At 58.3% G+C, this 25145-nt stretch carries 26 protein-coding genes; 9 read left to right on the forward strand and 17 right to left on the reverse strand.

All coding sequences use genetic code 11. The features are described 5' to 3' along the window. Positions 1-14 precede the first annotated feature (14 nt). Positions 15-287 (reverse strand): YcgL domain-containing protein, encoded by a 273-nt coding sequence (locus tag ACSJLU_RS13675; RefSeq protein ID WP_025303112.1) that lies wholly within the window; start codon positions 285-287, stop codon positions 15-17. A gap of 136 nt (positions 288-423) precedes the next feature. Here ACSJLU_RS13675 and minC point away from each other — a divergent pair, with 136 nt between their 5' ends. The 3 genes from minC to minE are packed head-to-tail and all read left to right on the forward strand — an operon-like array spanning position 424 to position 2230. Continuing rightward, on the forward strand, positions 424-1119 hold the full coding sequence (gene minC / locus ACSJLU_RS13680) for a septum site-determining protein MinC (protein ID WP_025303113.1): 696 nt from the start codon (positions 424-426) through the stop codon (positions 1117-1119). Positions 1120-1144: 25 nt separating this feature from the next. Beyond that, positions 1145-1957, forward strand: coding sequence for a septum site-determining protein MinD (minD, locus tag ACSJLU_RS13685; protein ID WP_016927452.1), 813 nt, complete (start codon positions 1145-1147; stop codon positions 1955-1957). A 3-nt stretch (positions 1958-1960) separates the two neighbouring features. Next, positions 1961-2230 carry a cell division topological specificity factor MinE gene (gene minE, locus ACSJLU_RS13690; protein ID WP_004932303.1) on the forward strand — a complete coding sequence of 90 codons (270 nt, stop codon included), beginning with the start codon at positions 1961-1963 and terminating at the stop codon, positions 2228-2230. A 237-nt stretch (positions 2231-2467) separates the two neighbouring features. On the opposite strand, the gene rnd is transcribed toward minE, so the two are convergent. The 5 genes from rnd to ACSJLU_RS13715 all read right to left on the reverse strand — a co-directional run bounded on the left by rnd (position 2468) and on the right by ACSJLU_RS13715 (position 8957). After that, positions 2468-3589 (reverse strand): ribonuclease D, encoded by a 1122-nt coding sequence (rnd, locus tag ACSJLU_RS13695; RefSeq protein WP_025303114.1) that lies wholly within the window; start codon positions 3587-3589, stop codon positions 2468-2470. 81 nt (positions 3590-3670) lie between these two features. Beyond that, positions 3671-5359 (reverse strand): long-chain-fatty-acid--CoA ligase FadD, encoded by a 1689-nt coding sequence (gene fadD, locus ACSJLU_RS13700; RefSeq protein WP_025303115.1) that lies wholly within the window; start codon positions 5357-5359, stop codon positions 3671-3673. A 209-nt stretch (positions 5360-5568) separates the two neighbouring features. After that, positions 5569-6159, reverse strand: a complete 591-nt coding sequence (locus ACSJLU_RS13705) for a Slp family lipoprotein (RefSeq protein WP_021503867.1) — start codon at positions 6157-6159, stop codon at positions 5569-5571. A gap of 100 nt (positions 6160-6259) precedes the next feature. Then, the gene (tsaB, locus tag ACSJLU_RS13710; RefSeq protein WP_025303116.1) at positions 6260-6961 is read right to left on the reverse strand and encodes a tRNA (adenosine(37)-N6)-threonylcarbamoyltransferase complex dimerization subunit type 1 TsaB; all 702 of its coding nucleotides are present in this window, start codon (positions 6959-6961) and stop codon (positions 6260-6262) included. A gap of 79 nt (positions 6962-7040) precedes the next feature. Continuing rightward, positions 7041-8957 (reverse strand): ATP-dependent DNA helicase, encoded by a 1917-nt coding sequence (locus tag ACSJLU_RS13715; RefSeq protein WP_004932318.1) that lies wholly within the window; start codon positions 8955-8957, stop codon positions 7041-7043. Positions 8958-9090: 133 nt separating this feature from the next. Between ACSJLU_RS13715 and ACSJLU_RS13720 the strand changes: the two genes are divergently transcribed. Further along, positions 9091-9435, forward strand: coding sequence for a RidA family protein (locus ACSJLU_RS13720; protein ID WP_025303117.1), 345 nt, complete (start codon positions 9091-9093; stop codon positions 9433-9435). Positions 9436-9497: 62 nt separating this feature from the next. Here ACSJLU_RS13720 and mdtI read toward each other — a convergent pair whose 3' ends face one another. The 4 genes from mdtI to zwf all read right to left on the reverse strand — a co-directional run bounded on the left by mdtI (position 9498) and on the right by zwf (position 13006). Beyond that, entirely contained in the window at positions 9498-9827 is a 330-nt protein-coding gene (gene mdtI / locus ACSJLU_RS13725) for a multidrug/spermidine efflux SMR transporter subunit MdtI (RefSeq protein WP_016927446.1), read from the reverse strand. Next, entirely contained in the window at positions 9814-10182 is a 369-nt protein-coding gene (gene mdtJ / locus ACSJLU_RS13730; protein ID WP_380825052.1) for a multidrug/spermidine efflux SMR transporter subunit MdtJ, read from the reverse strand. Before mdtJ ends, mdtI begins: the two co-directional genes overlap by 14 nt. A gap of 552 nt (positions 10183-10734) precedes the next feature. Then, a complete protein-coding gene (locus ACSJLU_RS13735) occupies positions 10735-11376 on the reverse strand; it encodes a bifunctional 4-hydroxy-2-oxoglutarate aldolase/2-dehydro-3-deoxy-phosphogluconate aldolase (protein ID WP_025303119.1) in 642 nt (213 codons plus the stop codon). Positions 11377-11530: 154 nt separating this feature from the next. Next, a complete protein-coding gene (gene zwf, locus ACSJLU_RS13740; protein ID WP_019452799.1) occupies positions 11531-13006 on the reverse strand; it encodes a glucose-6-phosphate dehydrogenase in 1476 nt (491 codons plus the stop codon). A gap of 448 nt (positions 13007-13454) precedes the next feature. On the opposite strand from zwf, the gene ACSJLU_RS13745 reads away from it, so the two are divergent. From ACSJLU_RS13745 to ACSJLU_RS13755, 3 genes are all read left to right on the forward strand, one after another. After that, a complete protein-coding gene (locus ACSJLU_RS13745) occupies positions 13455-14327 on the forward strand; it encodes a MurR/RpiR family transcriptional regulator (protein WP_025303120.1) in 873 nt (290 codons plus the stop codon). Between the two features lie 190 nt (positions 14328-14517). Next, positions 14518-15960 (forward strand): pyruvate kinase, encoded by a 1443-nt coding sequence (gene pyk, locus ACSJLU_RS13750; protein ID WP_004932339.1) that lies wholly within the window; start codon positions 14518-14520, stop codon positions 15958-15960. 85 nt (positions 15961-16045) lie between these two features. Further along, complete coding sequence (locus ACSJLU_RS13755; protein WP_043143025.1) at positions 16046-16927, forward strand: leucine-rich repeat domain-containing protein; 882 nt, start codon at positions 16046-16048, stop codon at positions 16925-16927. Between the two features lie 49 nt (positions 16928-16976). On the opposite strand, the gene lpxM is transcribed toward ACSJLU_RS13755, so the two are convergent. The 3 genes from lpxM to znuA form a co-directional block, all read right to left on the reverse strand. Further along, positions 16977-17945, reverse strand: a complete 969-nt coding sequence (gene lpxM, locus ACSJLU_RS13760; protein WP_015378127.1) for a lauroyl-Kdo(2)-lipid IV(A) myristoyltransferase — start codon at positions 17943-17945, stop codon at positions 16977-16979. A gap of 150 nt (positions 17946-18095) precedes the next feature. Then, positions 18096-19418 carry a murein DD-endopeptidase MepM gene (gene mepM / locus ACSJLU_RS13765; RefSeq protein WP_342096340.1) on the reverse strand — a complete coding sequence of 441 codons (1323 nt, stop codon included), beginning with the start codon at positions 19416-19418 and terminating at the stop codon, positions 18096-18098. A gap of 21 nt (positions 19419-19439) precedes the next feature. Continuing rightward, positions 19440-20384 carry a zinc ABC transporter substrate-binding protein ZnuA gene (znuA, locus tag ACSJLU_RS13770; protein WP_025303123.1) on the reverse strand — a complete coding sequence of 315 codons (945 nt, stop codon included), beginning with the start codon at positions 20382-20384 and terminating at the stop codon, positions 19440-19442. Between the two features lie 78 nt (positions 20385-20462). Here znuA and znuC point away from each other — a divergent pair, with 78 nt between their 5' ends. Together znuC and znuB are read left to right on the forward strand one after the other, a co-directional pair. Next, positions 20463-21221, forward strand: coding sequence for a zinc ABC transporter ATP-binding protein ZnuC (znuC, locus tag ACSJLU_RS13775; RefSeq protein WP_004932357.1), 759 nt, complete (start codon positions 20463-20465; stop codon positions 21219-21221). Continuing rightward, on the forward strand, positions 21218-22003 hold the full coding sequence (gene znuB, locus ACSJLU_RS13780; protein ID WP_025303124.1) for a zinc ABC transporter permease subunit ZnuB: 786 nt from the start codon (positions 21218-21220) through the stop codon (positions 22001-22003). The genes znuC and znuB overlap by 4 nt, the downstream gene beginning before the upstream one ends. Before the next feature lie 66 nt (positions 22004-22069). Here znuB and ruvB read toward each other — a convergent pair whose 3' ends face one another. From ruvB to ACSJLU_RS13800, 4 genes are all read right to left on the reverse strand, one after another. Beyond that, the gene (gene ruvB / locus ACSJLU_RS13785) at positions 22070-23074 is read right to left on the reverse strand and encodes a Holliday junction branch migration DNA helicase RuvB (protein WP_025303125.1); all 1005 of its coding nucleotides are present in this window, start codon (positions 23072-23074) and stop codon (positions 22070-22072) included. A gap of 19 nt (positions 23075-23093) precedes the next feature. After that, entirely contained in the window at positions 23094-23708 is a 615-nt protein-coding gene (gene ruvA, locus ACSJLU_RS13790) for a Holliday junction branch migration protein RuvA (RefSeq protein ID WP_025303126.1), read from the reverse strand. A gap of 112 nt (positions 23709-23820) precedes the next feature. Beyond that, positions 23821-24342 (reverse strand): crossover junction endodeoxyribonuclease RuvC, encoded by a 522-nt coding sequence (ruvC, locus tag ACSJLU_RS13795; RefSeq protein WP_004932367.1) that lies wholly within the window; start codon positions 24340-24342, stop codon positions 23821-23823. 57 nt (positions 24343-24399) lie between these two features. Continuing rightward, complete coding sequence (locus tag ACSJLU_RS13800) at positions 24400-25143, reverse strand: YebC/PmpR family DNA-binding transcriptional regulator (RefSeq protein ID WP_004932370.1); 744 nt, start codon at positions 25141-25143, stop codon at positions 24400-24402. Between the last annotated feature and the right edge of the window lie 2 nt (positions 25144-25145).

Consider the following 25145-nt stretch of genomic DNA (forward strand, 5'->3'; position numbering starts at 1 on the left):
CCGTGGCCACTGTCTCAGGCCTTGTCGCCCGCCAGATGCTGGTTGAGCAGGTTTTCTACCGGCGGCGGGAACTGCAGGTAATAGCCTTCGTCTTTCAACGCCTGCTTCACCTTTTCGATATCCGCCGAGGCCAATTTCTTGCGCTCATCGAGCGACAGCATCATGGCGAATTGCGGTACACCGAAACTTTTCAGCAGCGCTTCCGGCACACGAGAGAAATCGTCTTTTTTTTCGACATAAAGATAAGTTTGATCGCGTTTCGGGCTTCTATAGATCACACAAAGCATTTTTTTAACTCTATTTAATTGAGGGAGCGTCTTGCCTGGATATAACTCTGACTATAACATGCTTATAGTACATCGGAATATCGCACCCCGAGTGGTATTCCGGGGATTTAAAGTTGCTGAGACTGAGTCAGGATAGATGTCACAATCGCCAATTGAGCTAAAAGGCAGCAGTTTTACCCTATCGGTTGTTCATTTGCATAATTCACAGCCCGAGGTAATACGTCAGGCGTTACAGGAAAAAGTTGAGCAAGCGCCCGCTTTTCTGAAAAACGCCCCTGTTGTTATCAACGTCGCAACGCTGGAAGGCGATGCGAACTGGAAAGAACTTCAACAGGCTGTCGCGGCAGCAGGCCTGCGCGTTGTGGGTATCAGCGGTTGCAGAGATGAGCGTCAAAAGCGCGCGATAGCCCGTGCCGGGCTGCCGCTGCTGAGCGAAGGCAAAGGCCAGAAGATGGCTGCGCCGGAGCCTGCACCTGCGCCCGTGGTGGCGGATAACGCCCCCGCCAAAACGCGCATCATCAGTACGCCTGTCCGTTCCGGCCAACAGATTTACGCCCGCAACTGCGATCTTATCGTGACCAGCAGCGTCAGCGCCGGCGCCGAATTGATTGCCGATGGCAATATTCATGTCTACGGCATGATGCGCGGTCGCGCACTGGCAGGCGCGTCAGGCGACACGCAATGTCAGATTTTTTGCACCCACCTGGCGGCTGAGCTAGTCTCTATCGCAGGGCAGTACTGGTTGAGCGACCAAATCCCGTCCGATTACGTCGGGCAGGCCGTACGACTCAGCCTGTTGGATAACGCTTTAACCATACAACCTTTAAATTAAGCCCTTTTGACAAGGAATCCATTTCATGGCACGCATTATTGTTGTTACATCGGGTAAAGGGGGCGTTGGCAAGACCACTTCGAGCGCGGCCATCGCTACCGGCCTGGCCCAGAAAGGCAAGAAAACCGTCGTGATCGATTTCGATATCGGCCTGCGTAATCTTGACCTGATTATGGGCTGCGAACGTCGGGTAGTGTATGATTTCGTGAACGTGATTCAGGGCGATGCCACGCTGAATCAGGCGTTGATCAAAGACAAACGCACTGAAAACCTCTATATCCTGCCGGCTTCGCAGACGCGCGACAAAGACGCGTTGACCCGCGAAGGCGTTGAAAAAATCCTCAACGATCTCGGCGAGATGGATTTTGACTTCGTGGTGTGCGATTCACCGGCCGGTATCGAAACCGGTGCGCTGATGGCGCTGTATTTCGCCGACGAAGCTATCATCACCACCAACCCGGAAGTGTCTTCGGTACGCGACTCTGACCGTATCCTGGGTATCCTCTCTTCCAAGTCACGCCGCGCCGAGAAAGGCGAATCGCCAATCAAGGAACACCTGCTGCTGACCCGTTACAACCCGGGCCGCGTCAGCCGTGGCGACATGCTGAGCATGGAAGACGTGCTTGAAATTCTGCGCATTCCGCTGGTGGGTGTGATCCCGGAAGACCAGTCCGTGCTGCGCGCTTCCAACCAGGGTGAGCCTGTCATTCTGGATGCCGAGTCAGACGCCGGTAAGGCGTACGACGATACCGTTTGCCGCTTGTTGGGGGAAGAACGCCCATTCCGCTTCATTGAAGAAGAGAAGAAGGGTTTCCTGAAACGCCTTTTTGGGGGATAAACCATGGCCTTATTAGACTTCTTTCTGTCCCGCAAAAAACAGACAGCCAATATAGCCAAGGAACGGCTGCAGATTATCGTCGCAGAGCGTCGTCGTGGGGACAGTGAGCCCCCGTATCTGCCTGATCTGAAACGCGATATTCTGGCGGTTATTTGCAAATACATTCAGATCGATCCTGAAATGCTGCATGTGCAGTTCGAGCAGAAAGGGGACGATATTTCGGTACTTGAACTTAACGTGACATTACCGGAATCGGAAGAAGCAGCTAAATGATTGCGACGCATTAATTACCCCCTGTATATTTTATGCAGGGGGTAACTGTATGTGTATCCAGTTATTAAGCATTATCGGCAGCAAAAAATTGATTTTTCCCTTTGGGACAATTCCCAATTAACTTTGCCGCCACCTCGTTTAAAGTAAATTCTGGCCAGATTTACCTTCAACGCATTATTTCCTGCCTATATTCACCCGAGCAGAGTTTCCCTACCCTGCCCTGGTGATAACCAGCGATTAATAATCTTTCAGGATGTCCTGCAACGGCGCCATTAATAAATCGCCGCGCCAGCCGCTGATTAATTCAGGGCGACTCTCGCCGTCCTTCAGTTTCCAATGCCAGTTCAACAATTGGTTAATTTGGCGACGGGATGCCAGCAGCTCGCTGCTCAACCCGCTTTGCTCGCTGACGGTAGCGATAGCGGCCTTGATGTCCTTAAACACCTTCTTGTAGCCCGGCTGATCGATAAGGTTAGCCAACGGCGCGGGCAACTCGGACTCCTCCAGCGCTTCGGCTTCGGCCACCAGCGCCAGCAGCGTTTTGCCGTGATAACGGATCTCCGGCCCGCTCAGCCCCAGAGAATCCAGTTCTCCCAGCGAAGACGGCATGTAGCGCGCCACCTGCCATAGGTTCTCCTCACGCACCACGAAGTTCACCGCCAGATCGCGCTCGCGCGCCTGGCGCAACCGCCATTCTGCCAACTTCTGCAAACAGCCGAGCTGACGCGGGCGCAGCTGCCAGGCATTGCTGATTTCGCGATAGGCCACTTCCGGCGCCAGCGTCTCGCTACGGCGTTGGCACAGCAGCAGGCACTCGTTATGGGCCGCAGCGGTCCAGCCGGCCTCTTCGGTCTCCTGCACCAGCTGTTTGGCCATCGGCAGCAGGTAGAACACGTCGGCGGCCGCATACACGCACTGTCTTTCGGTCAGCGGGCGCGCCAACCAGTCGGTGCGCGACTCGCTCTTGTCCAGTTCAACCTTCATGTACTCCGCCACCAGCGTCGCAAAACCGCAGGAGAGCGGCCGACCGGTAAAGGCCGCCAGGATCTGGGTGTCGATCATCGGCGTCGGCAGCGTTTTAAAGGCGTTGAGAAACACTTCAAGATCTTCACTGCCGGCATGCAGGAACTTCACCACGGCGGTGTCGGCCAGCAGGTCGACAAACGGCTGCCATTGCTTGATCGGCAGAGGATCGATGAGGGAGAGTTGTTCACCGTCGTAGAGCTGGATCAGGCCCAGCTGAGGATAGTAGGTGCGCGTTCTGACAAACTCGGTGTCCAGCGCAATCTGGGCATGCTTTCTCGCCTGCTCGCAGACCTGCTGCAATCCGGCATCGGTAGTGATCAACTGATAATTCAAAACATCATTCTCTTGTAGGATTCAAACACAACAACGCCGGCATTCACCGGCGTTGTTGATAGTCAGACGCGAAAGCGACACCTAGGCGGCATCGGCCGGCTTCGGCGTTTTTAGCTCATCGCGCAGTTCTCGCCGCAAAATCTTGCCGACGTTCGACTTCGGCAGTTCATCGCGGAACTCAACAATTTTAGGCACTTTATACCCGGTCAGGTGGCGACGGCAATGGGTCAACAGCTCTTCCTTGGTCAGCGAGGCGTCTTTCTTCACCACGCAGATCTTCACCGTTTCACCGGAGGCCTCGCTGGGCACGCCGATTGCCGCACATTCCAGCACTTTCGGGTGCTGGCTGACCACATCTTCAATCTCGTTCGGATACACGTTGAAACCCGAGACCAGGATCATGTCTTTCTTGCGGTCGACGATGCGCACAAATCCCTGATCGTCCACGGTCACCACATCGCCGGTCGCCAGCCAGCCATCTTTAAGCACTTCGTCGGTGGCTTCCGGGCGCTGCCAATAGCCTAACATAACTTGCGGCCCTTTGACCCACAGTTCGCCCGGTTCGCCCGGCGGCACGTCATGGCCGTTGTCGTCCACCAACCGAATGTCCGTCGACGGCACCGGCAGGCCGATGCTGCCGCTGTAGTGTTTCAGATCGTAAGGGTTACCGGCCACCAGCGGCGCGCACTCGGTCAGACCATAGCCTTCCAGCAGGTGTTTACCGGTGGTTTTCTCCCACTTCTCGGCCACCGCTTTTTGCACCGACATACCGCCGCCGACCGAGAAACGCAGCGTAGAGAAATCGAGTTTGTGGAACTCTTCGTTGTTCAGCAACGCGTTGAACAGCGTATTCACCCCGCTCATGGCGGTGAACGGATATTTACCCAGCTCCTTCACCAGCCCCGGAATATCGCGCGGGTTGGTGATCAGCAAATTGCGCCCGCCCAGATCGATAAACAGCAGGCAGTTCACCGTCAGCGCGAAAATGTGGTATAGCGGCAACGCCGTCACCACCAGTTCCTGCCCTTCACGGAACAGCGGCGAATAAGCGGCCTTGGCCTGCTCAAGGTTGGCCTGCATGTTACGGTGCGTCAGCATCGCGCCCTTCGCCACGCCGGTGGTACCGCCGGTGTATTGCAGGAAAGCCAAATCGCTATTAATGATGTCCGGTTTTACATATTGCAAACGGCGGCCGCGTTGCAGCGCGCTGCGGAATGAAATGGCGTCCGGCAGGTTGTATTTGGGCACCAGGCGCTTGACGTATTTGACCACGAAGTTAACCAGCGTGCCTTTGGCGGCCGAAAGCTGGTCGCCCATGCGCGTCAGGATCACGTGTTTGACCTGGGTGTTGAACACCACTTTTTCCAGCGTATGGGCAAAGTTGGAAACGATAACGATGGCGCTGGCCCCGCTATCGTTCAACTGGTGCTCCAGCTCGCGCGGGGTATACAACGGGTTGACGTTGACCACCACCATGCCGGCACGCAGAATGCCGAACAGAGCGATGGGGTATTGCAACAGGTTAGGCATCATCAGCGCGACACGGTCGCCCTTCTTCAGGCCCAGTTCATTTTGCAGGTAAGCCGCGAAAGCCCGGCTGCGTTCTTCCAGTTTGCGGAAGGTCATCACCTCGCCCATGTTGATAAAGGCGGGCTGATCGGCATAACGCTGCACGGCATGCTCAAACATTTCGATCAACGACGAATAGCGATCGGCATCAATCTCTGCGGGCACATCTGCCGGATACCGTTTTAACCAGACCTTATCCAAGGTATTACTCCTGAAATCATTACTAATTATCATCGCAGCCCTCAAACTCGCAGCCTAACCATAACAATATTTTAACTCAGCAGACCAGTTCGGGTTTTAAACATTATTCAGGTTGCGATGTACGTCACTAATTGTCGGATATTCCCTATCCCAAAAAGCAAAAGGGCGGCCTGAGCCGCCCTGTCAAATATGTTCACATCAAGCGTATGCTACTCGGTTACGATGGTTTGCACCTGTGCCGGACCGGGGTTGTACCAGCCATAGCCTGCGCCCCAGCCGGGCCCCCACGGACCACCGCGCCAGCCCCAAGGGCCCATCGGCGCAGGCGGCATCACCACCTGCTGCACCAGATGCCAGCGCTTGAAACCGGTCACGTTCATCGTTACGAAGCGATATGGCGTCATGCCGATCCGCCCCTCTTTCAGGCCGGTGATAGGGCCGACGACGGTCACCAGTTGGCCTTTGAAATCGACCGGTTCGAGGAAGCCGTTCACCGTGGCCAGCAAGCGGCCGTTCGACGGTTCACCCAGTATCGGCCGCGCACCGCTGTCGAGCGGCACCGCCGCGATCTCCAGCAGCGTACGCCCTTGTTCGTTGGCGACGTTCACCACAGTGCCGCCGAAGCGGGCTTCCGCGCCAGTAAACAGGTTCGGTGCATTTTGTACCGAGGAAAGCTGAGTCACCGGCGAAGGGCTGGAGCCTTTGATCGCATCCGGTACGGTGACGCACCCGGTCAGAACCAGCGCGCCGCAGGCGACGGCCAGCAGCGACAGCTTTTTACTTGCAGTGCGGATTAACATGGTCGCAATCTCCTGAAATGCCTGTAACTTTGACCGCGTTTCGTCGTTCAAGTTGCAGGCCTTCATCGCCCGGCATCAACAACAGCACAATACGCCGCGATTACTCGCGGCCCGGCAGTTTTTTCCAGGTGACTTCATTGCGAAGATAGGTCGGCTCGGCGTTTTCCACCGCCACCGCCAACCCCTGTTGCCAGGCGTGCAGCGCCAGCGGCAGCATGTCTTGCGCCTGCGGCAGCAGCATTTGGCCGTCACGCACGCTCAGCGTAGAACCGTTGACCAGGTCGGGATAGGTTTGCCAGCCGGTGCCGACGTGGGCCCATTCGCCCTGCAGACGCTGTGCACGCTCGAGCGCCTGCGCCGGCGACAGCACCGCCTCGCCTTCGCTTTCCAACCAGCTGCCGTCCACTTGGCGTTCGAACTGCCCCCAGTAGACTTCCCCCATGCGCGCATCGATCGCTGCCAGCACGCGCGCCGCGCCGCTGACGCGCCAGGCGCCCTGCGCCATGGTTTGCAGCGTGGAAATGCCAATCATCGGCAAATCGGCGCCCAGCGCCAGGCCCTGAGCGATGCCGATGCCGATGCGCACCCCGGTAAAACTGCCGGGGCCGCGGCCGAAGGCCAGCGCATCGAGCTGGTTGAGCGCCAGACCGGATTCCGCCAGCACCTGCTGCACCATAGGTAAAATTCGTTGCGTATGCTCGCGTGGGCACAGCTCAAACAGGGCGTGGATTTCGCCTTGATTCCAGACGGCGACGGAACAGGCTTCCGTCGCGGTATCGATCGCTAAAATTCGCGTGGACATGCCAACCTCTGGCGGGAATAAAACTGGGTTTTTCATACAGGGCGCGCATTGTAGCACAGCCCCGTAAGCCCTTCATCTTTCACGTGGCCGACGTATCGGCGGCCTGCAGGAAGGCGATGGCCTGTTTCAGATCGCGGGTACGCGGCGTGGGCGGCAGGCTATTGAGGAACACCTCGCCATAAGGGCGCATCACCAGACGGTTATCGCAAATCACCAGCACGCCACGATCGTCGGTATCGCGGATCAAACGGCCCACCCCCTGTTTCAGGGTGATGACCGCATCCGGTAACTGTACGTCATTGAACGGATCGCCGCCGCGCAGGCGGCAATCTTCAATGCGCGCCTTCAGCAGCGGATCGTCCGGTGAAGTAAACGGCAGCTTATCGATGATGACACACGACAGCGCATCGCCACGCACGTCCACCCCTTCCCAGAAGCTGCTGGTCGCCACCAACAGCGCGTTACCGGCGGCGACGAACTGCGCCAACAGCTGCCCTTTGCTGGTTTCCCCTTGCAATAAGACCGGCAGCGTCATCGTGGCGCGGAACTCTTCCGCCAGCTCGCGCATCATCTGGTGCGATGTGCACAAGAAGAAGCAGCGGCCGTTGTTGGCTTCGATTAATGGGCGCAGCATGCGCGCCAGCTGGCGCGCCCCGCCGGGCTGATTCGGCGAAGGCAAAAAGCGCGGCACGCACAGCAACGCCTGTTTGGCATAGTCGAACGGGCTCGGCAACAGCAGCGTTTTGGCCTTGGTCAGCCCCAGCCGTTCGGTGAAGTGGCCCAACTGATCGTTGACCGACAGCGTGGCCGAGGTAAAGATCCAGCTGCCCGGCTTCTCGTCCAGCATTTCGCGGAAACGATCGGCTACCGTCAGCGGCGTCAGCGCCAGCACGAAGTGGCGCGAATTGCACTCATACCAATAGCTGTAGCCCGGTTCCGTTACCGCCTTGAGGCGTTTGAGACGCGCGCGGTACAGCGTGGCGCGCTCAAAGGCGGCGTCCAGCAGCGCCGAACGCCCCAGCGACAGCTTCATCACGTCATAACACAGCTCCAGCGCGTCATCGAGCAGCAACAGAGCGCGCTGCACGTTGGGTTCGCCGAGCACGTCACGCAGATTACCGCGGAACCCCGGTTCTCCCAGATTCAGACGGAAATCTTGCGTGCTCAGGCTGAGACGGTCGGCGCTCTTTTGCAGCTGAGCGGCATCGCGCACCTCGGTGCGGTAGGCGATGGTGATGTCCTTCGCCAGATCCAGCAGCTGGCGGCTGGTGAGCTGCTGGCCGAAATACTGGCTGGCGATGTCGGGGATTTGGTGCGCCTCGTCGAAAATCATCACCTCGGCTTCTGGGATCAGCTCGGCGAAACCGCCCTCTTTCACCACCATATCCGCCAGGAACAGGTGATGGTTTACCACCACCACATCTGCATCCATCGCGCGGCGGCGCGCCTTGACCACGAAGCAATCCTGATACAACGGGCAGTCGCTGCCCAGACAGTTGTCATTGGTGCTGGTCACCAATGGCCAGACGAAGCTGTCCTCCGCCACTTCGCTACAGGTGCTGATATCACCCTCTTTGGTCTGCGACGACCACTTGCGCAGCTGCACCAAATCGATCAGCGTCTGCCCCGCCAGCTCCCCGCCGGCCATCGACTGTTGCTCAAGACGCTCCAGACACAGGTAGTTGGAGCGCCCCTTCAGCAGAGCCAGCTTGCCTTTGTACTTCAACGCCTTGGCGACGGTGGGCAGATCGCGCGCATACAGCTGATCCTGCAGCGCTTTCGAACCGGTGGAGATGATCACTTTGCGATCGGCACGCAGCGCCGGCGCCAGATAAGCGAAGGTTTTGCCGGTGCCGGTGCCGGCTTCCACCACCAGTTCCTGCTTGAAATTGATCGCTTCGGTAACGGCTTGCGCCATCTGCCGCTGCGGCTCACGCGGTTTGAATCCCTTGATAGCCTGCGCCAATGCGCCGTCTGTTGCAAAATCGTCTGTCACGCTGTCTCTCTGCCGGTGTCATTCAGCGGTGATTATGCCAAGCCTGCCGCCCGGCTACCACCCACTTTATCGCCGCGCTTTTTTATCACCGGCTGTGCTACCCTTAGCGCGACTATGATATGGAGATAAGCAAATGAATATCGAAAGAATTGATCCCGATCAGCGCTGGTCCGAAGCCGTAGTGCACAACGAGACCGTTTACTACACCAGCGTGCCGGAGAACCTGGACGACGACGCGACCGCGCAGACCGCCAACGCCCTCGCCGCCATCGACGTGCTGCTGGAACGCGTAGGGTCGGACAAAAGCCGTATTCTGGATGCCACCATTTTCCTGGCCAACAGCGCCGACTTCGCCGCGATGAACGCCGCCTGGGACGCCTGGGTGGTCGCCGGCAGCGCGCCGGTGCGCTGCACGGTGCAGGCGCAGCTGATGAATCCGAAGTACAAGGTGGAAATCAAAATCATCGCCGCGCTGTAAGCCTGAGCGCAGACGAAAAAAAACCGCAGACGGCGACGCCTGCGGTTTTTTATTGCCCGCTATCAAGACAGTTTAAGGATCACCATCCCCGTCAGCAACAGCGCCAGGCCAATCCAGCCTTTGGCGTTCAACCGCTGGCCGAACATGATCCAGCCTGCGGCGATGGTGGCGGCGATACCGAAACCGCCCCACAGCGCATAGGCGATCGACAGATCGATACCCTTAACCGCCTGCGCCAGGGCGCTGAACGCACCGAGCACCGACAGCAGCGACAGCAATCCCAGCCAAATTTTACGGAAGCCGTCCGACATCTTCAGGAAGATGTTGGCGATAATTTCCAGCACGATGGCCAGCCCCAGGAACCCAATGTGGTACAACTCAAACTGTTGCATGGTTGTCACCTCGCGGGCTGACCTGTTTTCGCTCTTTGCGGGTACCGGATTTCACCAACATGATGCCGGCGATCAGCGTAGCCAAGCCCAGCACCTTCAGCGCCGAGATCGGCTCGTCGAACCACAGTACGCTGAACAGGGTAATGAACAGAATGCCGATGCCTTCCCACAGCGCATAGGCCACGCCGAGCGCCACGCGTTTTATCGCTACCGACAACAATACATAAGACGCGGTGACCATCACGTACATCACGATATGCCCGATCATGCCGCCATTGACGCTGGCGTATTTCATCGACAAGGTGCCGATGATTTCGGTCATGATGGCCAAACCTAAAAAGATCCAATAAATCATAATTTTTCTCCCAAACGGCGAATAACGCGCGCCAAGGCATATTTATCCCGATTTATCTCGTCGAACGGCCGCAATGCGGCGCGCAAGACGCAGAGATCCCTGGGGATAAACTGACCCAAACGCAAAAAGAATGTTTGCCCGGCTGAACGGTAATGCGAAGGCCTAAGCCCGCTACCAGCACCGGTTAAGGGAGAAAGACGCTATAGCTCGCTGCACCAGTGATGCTCACTGGCAAGGATCGCAGACAGGAAGAGTTGGCACGTAGAGGTTCTGAGGGTAGTTCCGTTAATAGTCATCATAATAGTTCTCTATTATCAGCCGCACACCGTGCGATTTGCCCAATATCCTCATAAAAGTAAAATTTTCAACTGAGATATTTTTACCACAGCCAAAATTAGAAAGCAAACTGCCGTTTTCATAAAAAAGCAGAAAAAAACGGGTTAAAAATAAGAAAGTTAATCGCGATAAAAATTAAAAAAGGCCCAACGGAGCGTTGAGCCTTGCGATATCCGCGGGTGAGCAAATAAGCGCCAATCCCAGGCCTGGCGCGGGTTACAACGCGGCGCCGCTGACCGCGCTGCGCGCCAGTTCAGTGATGCGCGCATAGTCGCCGCTTTCGAGCGCATCGGCCGGCACCAACCAGGAGCCGCCGATGCACAATACGCTTTTTAGCGCCAGATAATCGCGGTAATTGTTCGGCGTAATGCCGCCGGTCGGGCAAAAACGCACCTGGGGGAACGGGCCGCCGATCGCCTGCAGCGCCTTAACGCCGCCGTTGGCTTCCGCCGGGAAGAATTTGAATTCGCGCAGGCCGTAATCCATGCCCAGCATCAGTTCAGATACGGTGCTGATGCCCGGGATCAGCGGGATTGACCCCGCCGTCGCCGCCTGCAGCAAAGCGTCGGTCAGCCCCGGGCTGATGGCGAACTGCGCCCCCGCCTCGGTCACCTCCCGCAGCTGCTGCGGATTGATCACCGTACCGGCGCCGATGATCGCCTCCGGCACCTCTTTGGCGATAGCGCGGATAGCCTCCAGCCCGCAGGCGGTGCGCAGCGTCACCTCCAATACCCGCACGCCGCCGGCAACCAACGCTTTCGCCAGCGGCACCGCCTGCTCCAACTTATTGATCACGATAACAGGCACCACCGGCCCTGCCGTCAGGATCTGCTCGGCGCTGGTTTTCCAGTTTTTCATCGTTATTTCTCCATGACTCGCGGTTAACAATGGCACGCCCCTGCCACAGGGCTCCGCGCAAGCGCGCGAACGTCCGGCCGTACCGTAAGTGATGTGGCCCACGCGCAGATCGCAGGCAAAAAAAAGCCGGCAGACAGGCTGCCGGCATTGCGCATTATTCGAACTCGTTCCAGGAACGGCCGTCGCGGGTGATCATCGCCACCGAGGCCACCGGCCCCCAGGTGCCCGCCTGATAAGGTTTAGGCGCCTCGTTGTCGGCTTTCCATGCATCCATGATGGAGTCGACCCACTTCCAGGCCTCTTCCACTTCATCGCGGCGCACGAACAGCGCCTGAATGCCTCGCATGGTCTCCAGCAGCAGGCGCTCGTAGGCGTCCGCCACGTGCTCCTGGTTGAAGGTTTCCGAGAAGCTCAGGTCCAGCTTGGTGGTCTGCAGACGGTGCTTGTGATCCAGCCCCGGCACCTTGTTCAGTACCTGAATTTCGATGCCTTCGTCCGGTTGCAGACGGATGGTCAGCTTGTTCTGCGGCAGCTGCTGGTACGAATCGCTGAACAGGTTAAGCGGCGGGTTTTTGAAGTACACCACCACTTCCGAACATTTGGTCGGCAGGCGTTTACCGGTACGCAGGTAGAACGGCACCCCGGCCCACTGCCAGTTGTCGATATCCACGCGGATGGAGACGAAGGTTTCGGTGCTGCTGCTCTTGTTCGCGCCTTCCTCTTCCAGATAACCCGGCACTTTCTTGCCCTGGACGAAACCGGCGGTGTACTGCCCGCGCACGGTGGTTTCCCGTACATTGGTCTGATCGATGCGGCGCAGCGAGCGCAATACCTTCACCTTCTCGTCGCGGATACGGTCGGTCGTCAGGTCCGCCGGCGGCGACATGGCGATCATGGTCAGGATCTGCAGCAGGTGGTTCTGGATCATGTCGCGCATCTGGCCGGCCTGGTCGAAGTAACCCCAGCGCCCTTCGATGCCCACCTCTTCCGCCACGGTGATCTGCACCGAATCGATGGTGCGGTTATCCCAGTTGGATGCGAACAGCGAGTTGGCGAAACGCAGCGCCAACAGGTTCAGCACCGTCTCTTTGCCGAGATAGTGGTCGATACGGTAAACCTGGGATTCGTTGAAGTACTCCGCCACCTGATCGTTGATCACGCGGGAAGACGCCAGATCGGTACCCAGCGGCTTCTCCATCACCACGCGCGCCGGTTCATGGTTCAGCTTGGCTTCGCCCAACCCTTTGCAGATGGCGCCAAAGGTGCTTGGCGGCATGGCGAAGTAGTTGATGGTGGTGCGGTGTTTCTGATCCAGCATTTTACCCAGTTTGGTAAAGTTCTTGCTGTCGTTGACGTCCAGATTGCAGAAGTCCAGGCGTGCGCTCAGCGTGGCCCAGAGTTCGTCATCCAGTTTTTCCTTCATGAAGGTGCCAAGCGCTTCCTTGACCACTTCGGTATACGCTTTTTTATCCCACTCCGCGCGGCCGACGCCAATAATCCGCGTATCCGGGTGGATGTGTCCGGCTTTCTCTAACTGGTACAGGGAAGGCAGCAGCTTACGGCGCGCCAAATCACCTTTCGCGCCGAAAATAACCAGGTCACACGCCTGGGCTGTAGAGGTTACCGCCATGTTCATCTCCTCGTTGCAGGATATTTGTAATTTTCTTACATTACTAATGTACTCTGTTTGACTACGGCCAGCAAACCCGGTGCAGAAGCAGGAAAAAAGACCTCAAGATTCCAGTGATAGCGCCAATGCGCGCCAGAGCCCGCACAGGCGGGCAAAACTGTAATTTTTCGTCTTTTTTGACGCTCTGTTACCATTATGAAAGTTAGACACAGGTCATATTCTGGTGAAAAAAGCCTGCATACGCCCTGTCGAGACTGCCAACGGTTACCAGCACGTAGTATATTTTCACTAAACCGGCATTGATTTCTCCTTTGTTTGAAATCGACATACCCTATCGATTCCAGGTTACAGCCGCTCGTTTGGCGTCTGCGTGCACGGCGAACACGGGCGAAATTCGGCGCTGTTGCTTGAAAGCCACAGGGATAAAACCATGAGTGACTCTCGTTATATGAATACGCTGGACAAAATCCAGAACCATCTGGAACGCCTGAGCAAATCTGAAAGGAAAGTCGCCGAGGTGATCCTGGCCTCCCCACAGACCGCCATTCACTCCAGCATTGCCACGCTGGCGCGCATGGCCGACGTCAGCGAACCTACCGTCAACCGTTTTTGCCGCCGCCTTGATACCAAAGGCTTTCCCGATTTCAAACTGCACCTCGCCCAAAGCCTGGCTAACGGCACGCCCTACGTAAACCGTAACGTTGAGGAAGACGACAGCGTCGATTCCTATACCAGCAAGATCTTCGAATCGGTCATGGCCAGCCTGGATACAGTAAAGGCAAATTTGGATATTGCCGCAATCAATCGTGCGGTTGACCTGCTCACCCAGGCAAAAAAGATCTCTTTCTTCGGCCTGGGTGCCTCCGCGGCGGTGGCGCACGACGCGATGAACAAATTTTTCCGCTTCAACATTCCGGTGGTCTACTTCGATGACATCGTCATGCAACGCATGAGCTGCATGAACTCCGGCGAGGGCGACGTGGTGGTGCTGATCTCACACACCGGCCGCACCAAAAATCTGGTGGAGATGGCTCACCTGGCGCGGGAGAACGACGCCACGGTACTGGCTATCACCTCGCGCGACACCCCGCTCGCCCAAGCGGCGACCCTCGCGTTGCTGCTCGATGTGCCTGAAGACACCGACGTTTACATGCCGATGGTGTCGCGGATCGCGCAATTAACGCTCATTGACGTGCTTGCCACCGGATTTACCTTGCGCCGAGGGGCTAAATTCAGAGATAACTTGAAGCGGGTCAAAGAAGCGCTCAAAGAATCGCGCTTTGATAAAGGCGTGGTCATTCCCAACAGTTTTGATTCGTGACCCGACGAAGAAAAAAATCGCCGTTCAACAGACATTTGAATGACGGCATCAGAGGCGGTACCCTGTTAACATGCTCATGCGGGTAACCCGGGTGAAATATCAGTGTTGTAAAATTACATTTCACGCCTGGTTTCGTTATCCGACGTTATCGCAACACCAATATTTGCTTCACCAGTCAACGGAGTAATACATGTCCAGACGGCTCAGAAGAACCAAAATCGTTACCACCCTGGGTCCGGCTACAGACCGCGACAATAATCTGGAAAAGATCATTGCCGCCGGTGCCAACGTAGTTCGGCTTAACTTCTCCCACGGCAGCCCGGAAGATCACCAGGCTCGCGCAGACAAAGTGCGCGAAATCGCTGCCAAACTGGGACGTCACGTCGCTATCCTCGGCGATCTGCAAGGGCCGAAAATCCGCGTATCCACCTTCAAGGAAGGCAAAATCTTCCTCAACGTGGGTGATAAATTCCTGCTGGACGCCAACCTGTCAAAAGGCGAAGGCGATAAAGAAAAAGTCGGTATCGACTATAAAGGCCTGCCTGCCGACGTCGTGCCGGGCGATGTCCTGCTGCTTGACGACGGCCGCGTTCAGTTAAAAGTGCTCGAAGTTCAGGGCATGAAAGTGTTTACCGAAGTGACCGTCGGCGGCCCGTTGTCCAACAACAAGGGCATCAACAAGCTAGGCGGTGGCCTGTCAGCCGAAGCGCTGACCGAAAAAGACAAGGCGGACATCGTGACCGCCGCCAAGATTGGCGTCGACTATCTGGCGGTCTCCTTCCCGCGTACCGGTGAAGACCTGAACTATGCCCGCCGCCTGGCGCGCGATGCGGGCTGCAACGCCAAGATCGTGTCCAAGGTTGAGCGCGCCGAAGCGGTTTGCACCGACGAAGCGATGGACGACATTATTCTGGCCTCCGACGTGGTGATGGTTGCCCGTGGCGACCTCGGCGTCGAAATCGGCGATCCGGAACTGGTCGGCATTCAGAAGAAACTGATCCGCCGCGCCCGCACCCTGAACCGCGCGGTGATCACCGCGACTCAGATGATGGAGTCAATGATCACCAACCCGATGCCGACCCGCGCCGAAGTCATGGACGTGGCCAACGCCGTGCTGGACGGCACCGACGCCGTCATGCTGTCGGCGGAAACCGCTGCTGGCCAATACCCGGCGGAAACCGTGGCGGCGATGGCGCGCGTTTGTCTGGGCGCCGAGAAGATCCCGAGCATCAACGTTTCCAAACACCGTTTGGACGTGCAGTTCGACAATATCGAAGAGGCGATCGCCATGTCTTCGATGTATGCGGCCAACCACCTGAAAGGCGTCACCGCGCTGATCGCCATGACTGAGTCCGGCCGCACCGCGCTGATGATGTCACGCATCAGCTCCGGCCTGCCGATCTTCGCCATGTCGCGTCATGAGCACACGCTGAACCTGACTGCGCTGTATCGCGGCGTGACGCCGGTATATTTCGACAGCCACAAAGACGGCGTGATCGCCGCCAATGAAGCCGTCAATCGCCTGCGTGACAAAGGCTTCCTGGTCTCCGGCGATCTGGTGATCGTCACCCAGGGCGACGTGATGGAAACCGTCGGTACCACCAATACCAGCCGTATCCTGCGCGTCGAGTAATTCACGCCGCAGACGAAATGCCGGCCGGCTCACGTTGGCCGGCATTTTTTTTGCGCTGACATCGCCATAAACGACGGAGAACGCCATGCTCCACCAACACAACCCCGCAGCGAGCGCTGATGAGCTCGATCTCGACGGCCGTAGCCTGACGCAGCTCGACGAATCGCAGCTTGCCGGCCGCGCGCTGCGCAAGGTCAGCCTGTACGACAATCAGCTGACGGCCTTCCCCACCCCAATCTTCCGGCACCAGAATCTGCAGGTGCTGAATATCTCCTGCAATCAGCTCGACCGTCTGCCGCCGGAGATTGGTCAGTTGCAACAGCTCGAGATGTTCGACTTTGGCCACAATCGCGCGAGCGAACTGCCTGAAGCGTTGGGGCAACTGCACCGGCTGAAATACCTCTATCTGAGCGATAACGGTTTTAGCGACCTGCCCCATTCGCTGGCACAGCTGCAGCAGCTCATCTATCTCAACGCGACCGATAACCAACTGACCGCCTTGCCGCAGGCAATACCGAGGCTGGCGGCGTTGCAGGAGCTGCGTTTATACAACAATCGCATCCGCAGCCTGCCCGCCGAAATCGGGCAGCTGCGCGCGCTGCGCGAACTGCATATCATGAAAAATGCCCTGACCACGCTGCCGGCGGAAATGGCTCTGCTCGGTGAGTTGGAGATACTCGATGCGGCCAACAATGCTATCACCGAACTGCCGGCAGCCTTCTGCCGCCTGCCGCGATTGAGCGAGCTGAACCTGCGTTTCAATCAACTGACGCGCCTGCCGGAAAATATCGGTGAGCTGACAGCGCTGAGAAGTCTGGATCTGCGCGCCAACCGCCTGAGCGAGCTGCCGGAAAGCCTCGGCGAACTGAGCCGGCTGCGCAAGCTGGATCTGCGCTGGAATGATTTCACCCGCACGCCTAAAGTCATCGACATCCTGCGGGCGCGCGGCTGTATGGTGCACATCTGAAGTGATACCGGCCGGGTTATAGCCCGACCGGCGTTAACGTTAGGAAGGATTAGCGATACAGATCGTCGCGCGAGTAAGGCTCAATCTCCCCTTCCTTGCGCGTCTTCAACAGTTTTAGGATCCAGGTGTACTGCTCAGGGTTCGGGCCCACCAGGTTTTCCACTTCTTCATTCATGCGGCGCGCAATCCGTGGGTCATCGGCTTCGGCCAGATCGTCCATGGGCTCGCGAATATAAATATCCAGCATGCTGGTTTTGCCATCGTACACCGGGAACAAAGGCACGATCGCCGCACGGCAAACCTTCATCAACCGGCCTACCGCCGGCAGCGTCGCCTTATAGGTCGCGAAGAAATCGACGAACTCACTGTGCTCGGCGCCGTGATCCTGATCGGGCAGGTAGTAGCCCCAGTACCCCTGCCGTACCGAACTGATAAACGGTTTGATGCCGTCGTTGCGCGCGTGCATGCGGCCGCCGAATTTACGACGCACGGCATTCCACAGGTAGTCGATCAGCTGATTGCGCTGGTTGTGGAACATCGCCGCCATCGGTTGGCCGCGCGCAGCCATCAGCATCGCTGGCACATCCACCGCCCAGCCGTGAGGCACCAGGAAAATCACGTTACGCCCTTCCGCCCGGATCTTGTCCAGCACCTCTTCACCGTGCCAACGCACGCGCTTTAGCACTTTCTCCGGCTTGGTGCAGGCCAGTTCAGCCATCAGCACCATCGACTGCGGCGCGCAGGCGAACATCTGGTCGATAATGTGCTCGCGTTCGCTTTCAGGCAGCTCAGGCAAGCAATACAGCAGGTTGATGCGGGCACGACGGCGCGCGCCCTTCGCCAGTTTGCCGGCCAGTTTGCCGACCGCACCCAGCACCGGATCGCGCAGGCGCGCAGGCACCAGCGAAATGCCGGCCATCAGACCGGTTCCCAACCACACGCCCCAGTAGCGCGGATATAAAAAGGCTTTTTGAAACTGCGGGATGAACTCTACGTTCGATTTCTTCTCGTTTTGCATGCACGTGCTCTTCGCTTAGCGATTCGGCTAATCATAATTGCCATCACCGATTTTGCAATTAACAACCGCGAACCACCCAGATAAAACAGCATCGGCCCGCAATCAGGCCGATGAAATTAACGGCGCCGGAGCGCCGGAAAAAGGGGGACGTTAATCCAACTGCAGCTGAGGAACCACTTCCTTCACCTGTGCCAGATAATCGCTGCGGTCTTTGCCGCCCAGCCCTTCGGAACGCGGCAGTTTGGCCGTCAGCGGGTTCACCGCCTGTTGGCCGGTCCACAGTTCAAAGTGCAGGTGTGGCCCGGTGGAACGGCCGGTGTTGCCGGAGAGCGCAATGCGATCGCCGCGTTTCACCTTCTGGCCTGGTTTCACCAGCAGTTTTTTCAGGTGCATATAGCGCGTGGTGTACTGACGACCGTGGCGGATCGCCACATAGTTGCCCGCTGCGCCGCTGCGTTTGGCGATCACCACCTCACCGTCGCCGACCGCCAGCACCGGCGTGCCGACCGGCATGGCGAAATCGACGCCCTTGTGCGGCGCCACGCGGCCAGTCACCGGGTTCACGCGGCGCGGGTTGAAGTTGGAGGAGATGCGGAACTGTTTCATGGTCGGGAAACGCATGAAGCCGCGCGCCAGGCCAGAGCCTTGGCGATCGTAGAATTTGCCGTCTTCGGCGCGGATCGCATAGTAATCTTTGCCGCCGGTGCGCAGACGCACGCCCAACAGCTGGCTTTGCGATTTCTTACCGTCGAAATGCTCGCGCGACATCAGCACGGAGAACTGGTCGCCTTTGCGCAGCTTGCGGAAATCGAGCTGCCACTGCAGGGCTTTGATCACCGAGTTGATTTCGTTACGGCTCAGCCCGGCGTCGCCGGCGCTGCTGACGAAGCTGCCGTTAACCCGACCGCTGATCACGTTGTTGCGCCATTCGCCCTGCTGCGCCTCTTTCGACTCTTTGAAGCTGTTGCCGACGCGATCGTAGGTGCGGGTTTCGCGGCGGGAAACTTCCCAGGTCAACTGCTGCAAATCGCCCGCATCATTCACAGTCCACGACAGCTGTTGGCCGATCTTAAGGTTGCGCAGATCGCGGTTTTGCGAAGCCAGCAGCGTGACATCCGACATATCGATGCCGTACTGCGTCAGAATGCTGCCGAGGGTATCGCCGGTGGAAACCACATATTCATGCACGCCATCATCGCCGGCATCTTTTTGATCCAGCTCATCCTGCGGGATTTCGTCATCGGGGGTGGGTTGGTCGACATCTATCGGTTCACTGGCTTCGGGGAGCAATGACCGCATCTGGCTGGATTCTAACTCGACGCTCTTGGCGATGGGGTTGTGTTCTGGGTGGTAAACAAAAGGCCGCCAAACAGCGACGGCCAATGTGACGACTGTCAGCGACCCCAGCATGACGCGATGGGGCCGTGGCAGGTTGTTATACGCCAGAGCGATAGTTCGGACTATCCGCTGCACTCGATATTATCCTCATAAGCTTTACTTCAGGCAGCTCACGTACTGGTTTGACAGCTGAGTCAGGAATTTCCCGTAGCTGTCCTTCCCCAGCGCGATGCCGATGCCCAGCGGGTCCAGCGTTCCGGAACGCACTTTGGTACCCTTGGCGACGGCATTGATTACGGCCGGCCTGAATTGTGGCTCAGCAAAAACGCATACCGCTTTCTGCTCAACCAACTGTGTTCGAATTTGGTGTAGGCGCTGTGCTCCAGGCTGAATTTCGGGATTGACGGTGAAATGGCCCAGCGGACTCAAACCGTAGTGTTTCTCAAAGTAGCCGTAAGCATCATGAAAAACAAAATAACCCTTACCTTGCACAGGCGTAAGCATGTTACCAACATTTTTGTCAGTTTGCGTCAGCAGATTCTCGAACTGGCGCAGGTTTGCGTCTAATTTGTCCTTATTTTGCGGCATAAGTTCCAACAATCTGTCGTGAATCGCGATCGCGGTCACTTTTGCTATCTCCGGCGACAGCCAAACGTGCATATTGTACTCGCCGTGATGATGCCCATGATCGTCATCGGCATGGTTATGCGCTTCACCTGCATGATCATGATCGTCGTCATCTTCGCCTTTCATCAGCAATGGCTTCACCGCCGGCAGTTCGCTGACAGCCAGCTTTCGGGTTGCCGAGATAGGCACCAGCGCCTTGTTCAGGAACGCTTCCATGTCCGGCCCAACCCATAGCACCAGGTCCGCAGAGCGCAAACGCTGGATATCGGAAGGACGCAGCGCAAAATCGTGCGGTGAAGCGCCGTCCGGCAGCAACACCTCGGTCGGTGTCACGCCGTCGGCGATCGCCGAAGCGATAAAGCCCAGCGGACGAATCGTGGTCACCACCGCCGCGGAAGCGCTGCTCAGCGGGCCGGCCATCAACAATGCGCTGGCCAACAGCGTACGCTGCAGCCATTTATTTTTCTTTGCCATCATCAGTAATCCCATCGTTTTCATCAACAAGGCGTGATATTATAACATTCGCTTCGTTCTGCAACCTGTAATCTCGAGATGTCTACACTGATAACGCTAAAAAATATCTCCGTCGCCTTCGGCAGCCGCAAGGTGCTGTCGAACATTTCCCTCAGCCTGCAACCCGGCCGTATTCTCACGCTGCTTGGCCCGAACGGCGCGGGCAAATCCACGCTGGTGCGCGTGGTGCTGGGATTGGTCAAACCGACCGCCGGCACGCTGGAGCGTGAGCCCGATCTGCGCATCGGCTATGTGCCGCAAAAGCTGCACCTCGACGCCACCCTGCCACTGACCGTCAGCCGCTTTATGCGTCTTAAACCTGGCGTAAAGAAAGCCGACATTCTGCCGGCGCTCAAACGCGTGCACGCCGCCCACCTGCTCGACCAGCCGATGCAAAAGCTCTCCGGCGGTGAAAACCAGCGCGTGCTGCTGGCGCGAGCGCTGCTGAATAAACCGCAGCTGCTGGTGCTGGACGAACCCACGCAAGGGGTGGACGTCAACGGCCAGCTGGCGCTGTACGATCTGATCGATCAGCTGCGTAAAGAGCTGGGGTGCGCCGTGCTGATGGTCTCGCACGATCTGCATCTGGTGATGGCGAAAACCGACGAGGTGTTGTGCCTCAATCAGCACATCTGCTGCTCCGGCGCGCCGGAGGTGGTCTCGATGCATCCCGAATTCATCGCCATGTTCGGCAACCGCGGCGCAGAGCAGCTGGCGGTGTATCGCCACCATCACAACCACCGCCACGATCTGCAGGGAAGAATTGTCTTGAAGAAAACCGGGAGCCGCGAAGCATGATTGAACTGTTACTTCCCGGCTGGCTGGCCGGCGTGTTGCTGGCTAGCGCCGCCGGGCCGCTGGGTTCCTTCGTGGTCTGGCGCCGCATGTCCTACTTTGGTGATACCCTGGCGCACGCCTCGCTGCTCGGCGTCGCCTTTGGTCTGCTGCTGGACATCAACCCCTTCTATGCGGTGATCGCCATTACGCTGCTGCTGGCTTTGGCCCTGGTGTGGCTAGAACGTCGCCCGCAGCTCTCGGTGGATACCCTGCTCGGCATTCTGGCCCACAGCGCGCTGTCGCTGGGGCTGGTGGTGGTGGCGTTGATGTCTAACGTACGGGTCGATCTGATGGCCTACCTGTTCGGCGATCTGCTGTCGGTTACGCTGAGCGATATCGTGATGATTGCCGGCGGCGTCGCCGTGGTGCTGTTGGTGCTGTGGTGGCAGTGGCGCGATCTGCTGTCGATGACCATCAGCCCGGAGCTGGCGCACGTCGACGGCGTTAATCTGGTGCGCGCACGCACCGTGTTGATGCTGGTCACCGCCTTGACCATCGGTCTGGCGATGAAATTCGTCGGCGCGCTGATCATCACCTCACTGCTGATCATTCCGGCAGCCACCGCTCGGCGCTTCGCACGCACGCCGGAGCAGATGGCGGGCGTCGCAGTGCTGCTCGGCATGGTGGCCGTCACCGGCGGCCTGACCTTCTCGGCATTTTACGATACGCCGGCCGGCCCTTCGGTGGTGCTGAGCGCCGCCGTGCTGTTTACGCTGAGTTTGTTCAAAAAACAGCAGGCTTGATTAAAGCCAGCAGCAGAATATGACAAGGGCCGCGAATGCGGCCCTTTTTTATGATGGGTGGAAAACTTATGCTTCGCGTTCGAGGCCGAAATGCCGGTAGGCATGCTGCGTCGCCAAACGGCCGCGCGGCGTGCGCTGGATAAAGCCCTGCTGGATCAGGAACGGTTCGATCACATCTTCGATGGTTTCACGCTCTTCGCCGATCGCCGCCGCCAGGTTGTCCAACCCGACCGGGCCGCCGGTAAACTTGTCGATAATCGCCAGCAGCAGCTTGCGATCCATATAGTCGAAGCCTTCGGCATCGACGTTGAGCATATCGAGTGCCTGCGCCGCCACTGCGCCGCTGATCACGCCGTTGGCGCGCACTTCGGCGAAGTCACGCACCCGGCGCAGCAGGCGGTTGGCGATACGCGGCGTACCGCGCGCGCGGCGGGCCACCTCATGGGCGCCCTCGTCGGACAGCTCCAACCCCAGGCACCCGGCGCTGCGTGAGACGATATGCTGCAGATCCGCCACCTGATAAAACTCCAGCCGCTGGACAATGCCGAAACGATCGCGCAGCGGCGAGGTCAGCGAACCGGCGCGGGTGGTCGCGCCCACCAACGTGAACGGCGGCAGATCGAGCTTAATCGAACGCGCCGCCGGCCCTTCGCCGATCATGATATCCAGCTGGTAGTCTTCCATCGCCGGATACAGCACTTCTTCCACCACCGGTGACAAACGGTGGATTTCGTCGATGAATAACACGTCGTGCGGTTCGAGGTTGGTCAGCATCGCCGCCAAATCGCCCGCCTTCTCCAGCACCGGGCCGGAAGTGGTGCGCAGATTCACGCCCATTTCGTTGGCCACGATGTTGGCCAGGGTGGTTTTCCCCAGGCCCGGCGGGCCGAAGATCAGCAGGTGGTCGAGCGCGTCACCGCGCTGCTTGGCCGCCTGGATGAAGATCTCCATCTGCTCGCGTACGTGCGGCTGACCCACGTATTCAGTCAACAGCTTGGGACGAATGGCGCGATCGAGGACTTCTTCCTCGTTGATCGGTTCGGCGGAGATCAGGCGATCGGCTTCAATCATTATCTACCTCTTAGCGGCCTTACAAAGCAGCGCGCAACGCGTCGCGGATCAGCGTCTCGCAGTCGGCGCCCGGTTTGGCAATTTTGCTGACCATGCGACTCGCTTCCTGTGGCTTGTAGCCCAGCGCCACCAGCGCCGAAACGGCTTCGGCTTCCGCGTCCGCTTCCGGCGCGTTGTCGGCGGCGGACGGCAGGCTGATCTCGCTGCTGCTGTTGAACAGGTCGCCGTTAAGCCCTTTGAAGCGGTCTTTCATCTCTACCACCAGGCGCTCGGCGGTTTTTTTGCCCACGCCCGGCAGCTTGACCAGTGCGGTGATCTCTTCACGCTCCACCGCGCTGACGAACTGCTGCGCGGACATGCCTGACAGGATCGCCAGCGCCAGCTTCGGCCCGACGCCGTTGACCTTGATCAGCTCGCGGAACAGCGCACGCTCCTGCTTGTCGTTGAAACCGTACAGCAGCTGCGCGTCTTCACGCACCACGAAGTGGGTAAACACGATGGCCTCTTGCCCCAGTTCAGGCAGCTCGTAAAAGCAGGTCATCGGCATGTGTACCTCGTAGCCCACGCCGTTCGCCTCCAGTAACACCAGCGGCGGCTGCTTTTCCAGAATATTTCCTCTGAGACGACCTATCATTTACCCTCCTGCAGAATGACCGGGCATGGCGCCCTGCCATGCCGTTGCTGGTAAAGCTTATAACATAAAAAAGGCTGGATGAATATCCAGCCTGAGCAATCATCGCTTTGCGTCAGCGCAAACGCCCGCGCGCCAGGTTCAACCGCCCTTCGCTCATCCGCAGCACGTTCTGGCTGAGGTGGCAGTGGGTGATGGCGATAGCCAGAGCATCGGCGGCGTCCGCCTGCGGGTTGGCCGAGAGTTTGAGCAGCGAGCGCACCATGTGCTGTACCTGCGCCTTTTCGGCCGCACCGGTGCCGACCACGGTCTGTTTGACCTGCCGCGCCGCATACTCGAACACTTCCAGATTCTGATTCACCGCCGCCACGATCGCGACGCCGCGTGCCTGGCCGAGCTTGAGCGCCGAATCCGGATTCTTAGCCATAAACACCTGTTCGATGGCGAAGAAGTCGGGCTGAAACTGGGTGATGATCTCACTGACGCCGGCGTAAATCAGCTTCAGCCGCGTCGGCATGTCGTCCACCACCGTGCGGATGCAGCCGCTGGCGATATAGCTCAACTGACGCCCCTGCTGGCGGATAAGGCCATAGCCGGTGACGCGTGAACCGGGATCGATACCGAGTATGATCGCCATATCTACATCCACCTTGCATGCACGGCGCCGCCGAACGGCGGCGCCCGTTTTACCGGATTACAGCGTCGCCGCCACTTCGTCGGAGATTTCACCGTTATGGTAAACTTCCTGCACGTCGTCGCAGTCTTCCAGCATATCGATCAGACGCAACAGCTTAGGCGCGGTTTCCGCGTCCATGTCGGCCTTGGTCGATGGGATCATCGACACTTCCGCCGCTTCGGCCTCGAAGCCCGCCGCGGTCAGCGCGTCTTTCACCGCGCCCAGGCTTTCCCAGGCGGTGAACACGTCGATGGCGCCATCGTCATAGGTCACGATGTCTTCCGCACCGGCTTCCAGCGCCGCTTCCATCACGCTGTCTTCATCCAGGCCCGGTGCGTAAGTGATCACGCCCTTCTTGGTGAACAGATAAGCTACGGAACCGTCGGTGCCGAGGTTGCCGCCACACTTGGTGAAAGCGTGACGCACTTCCGCCACGGTGCGGTTGCGGTTGTCACTCAGGCATTCGATCATGACGGCGGTGCCGCCAGGGCCGTAACCTTCATAGATGATGGTTTCCATATTGGTATCATCATCGCCGCCCACGCCGCGCGCGATCGCACGGTTCATGGTGTCGCGCGTCATGTTGTTCGACAGCGCCTTGTCCATCGCCGCGCGCAGACGCGGGTTGGAATCCGGATCGCCGCCGCCCAGCTTCGCGGCAGTGACCAGCTCACGAATAATCTTGGTGAAAATTTTACCGCGCTTGGCGTCCTGCGCCGCTTTACGGTGCTTTGTGTTGGCCCACTTACTATGACCTGCCATAA

This window comes from Serratia bockelmannii (assembly GCF_051803255.1).
In the GTDB taxonomy this organism is placed as follows: Bacteria; Pseudomonadota; Gammaproteobacteria; order Enterobacterales; family Enterobacteriaceae; genus Serratia; species Serratia bockelmannii.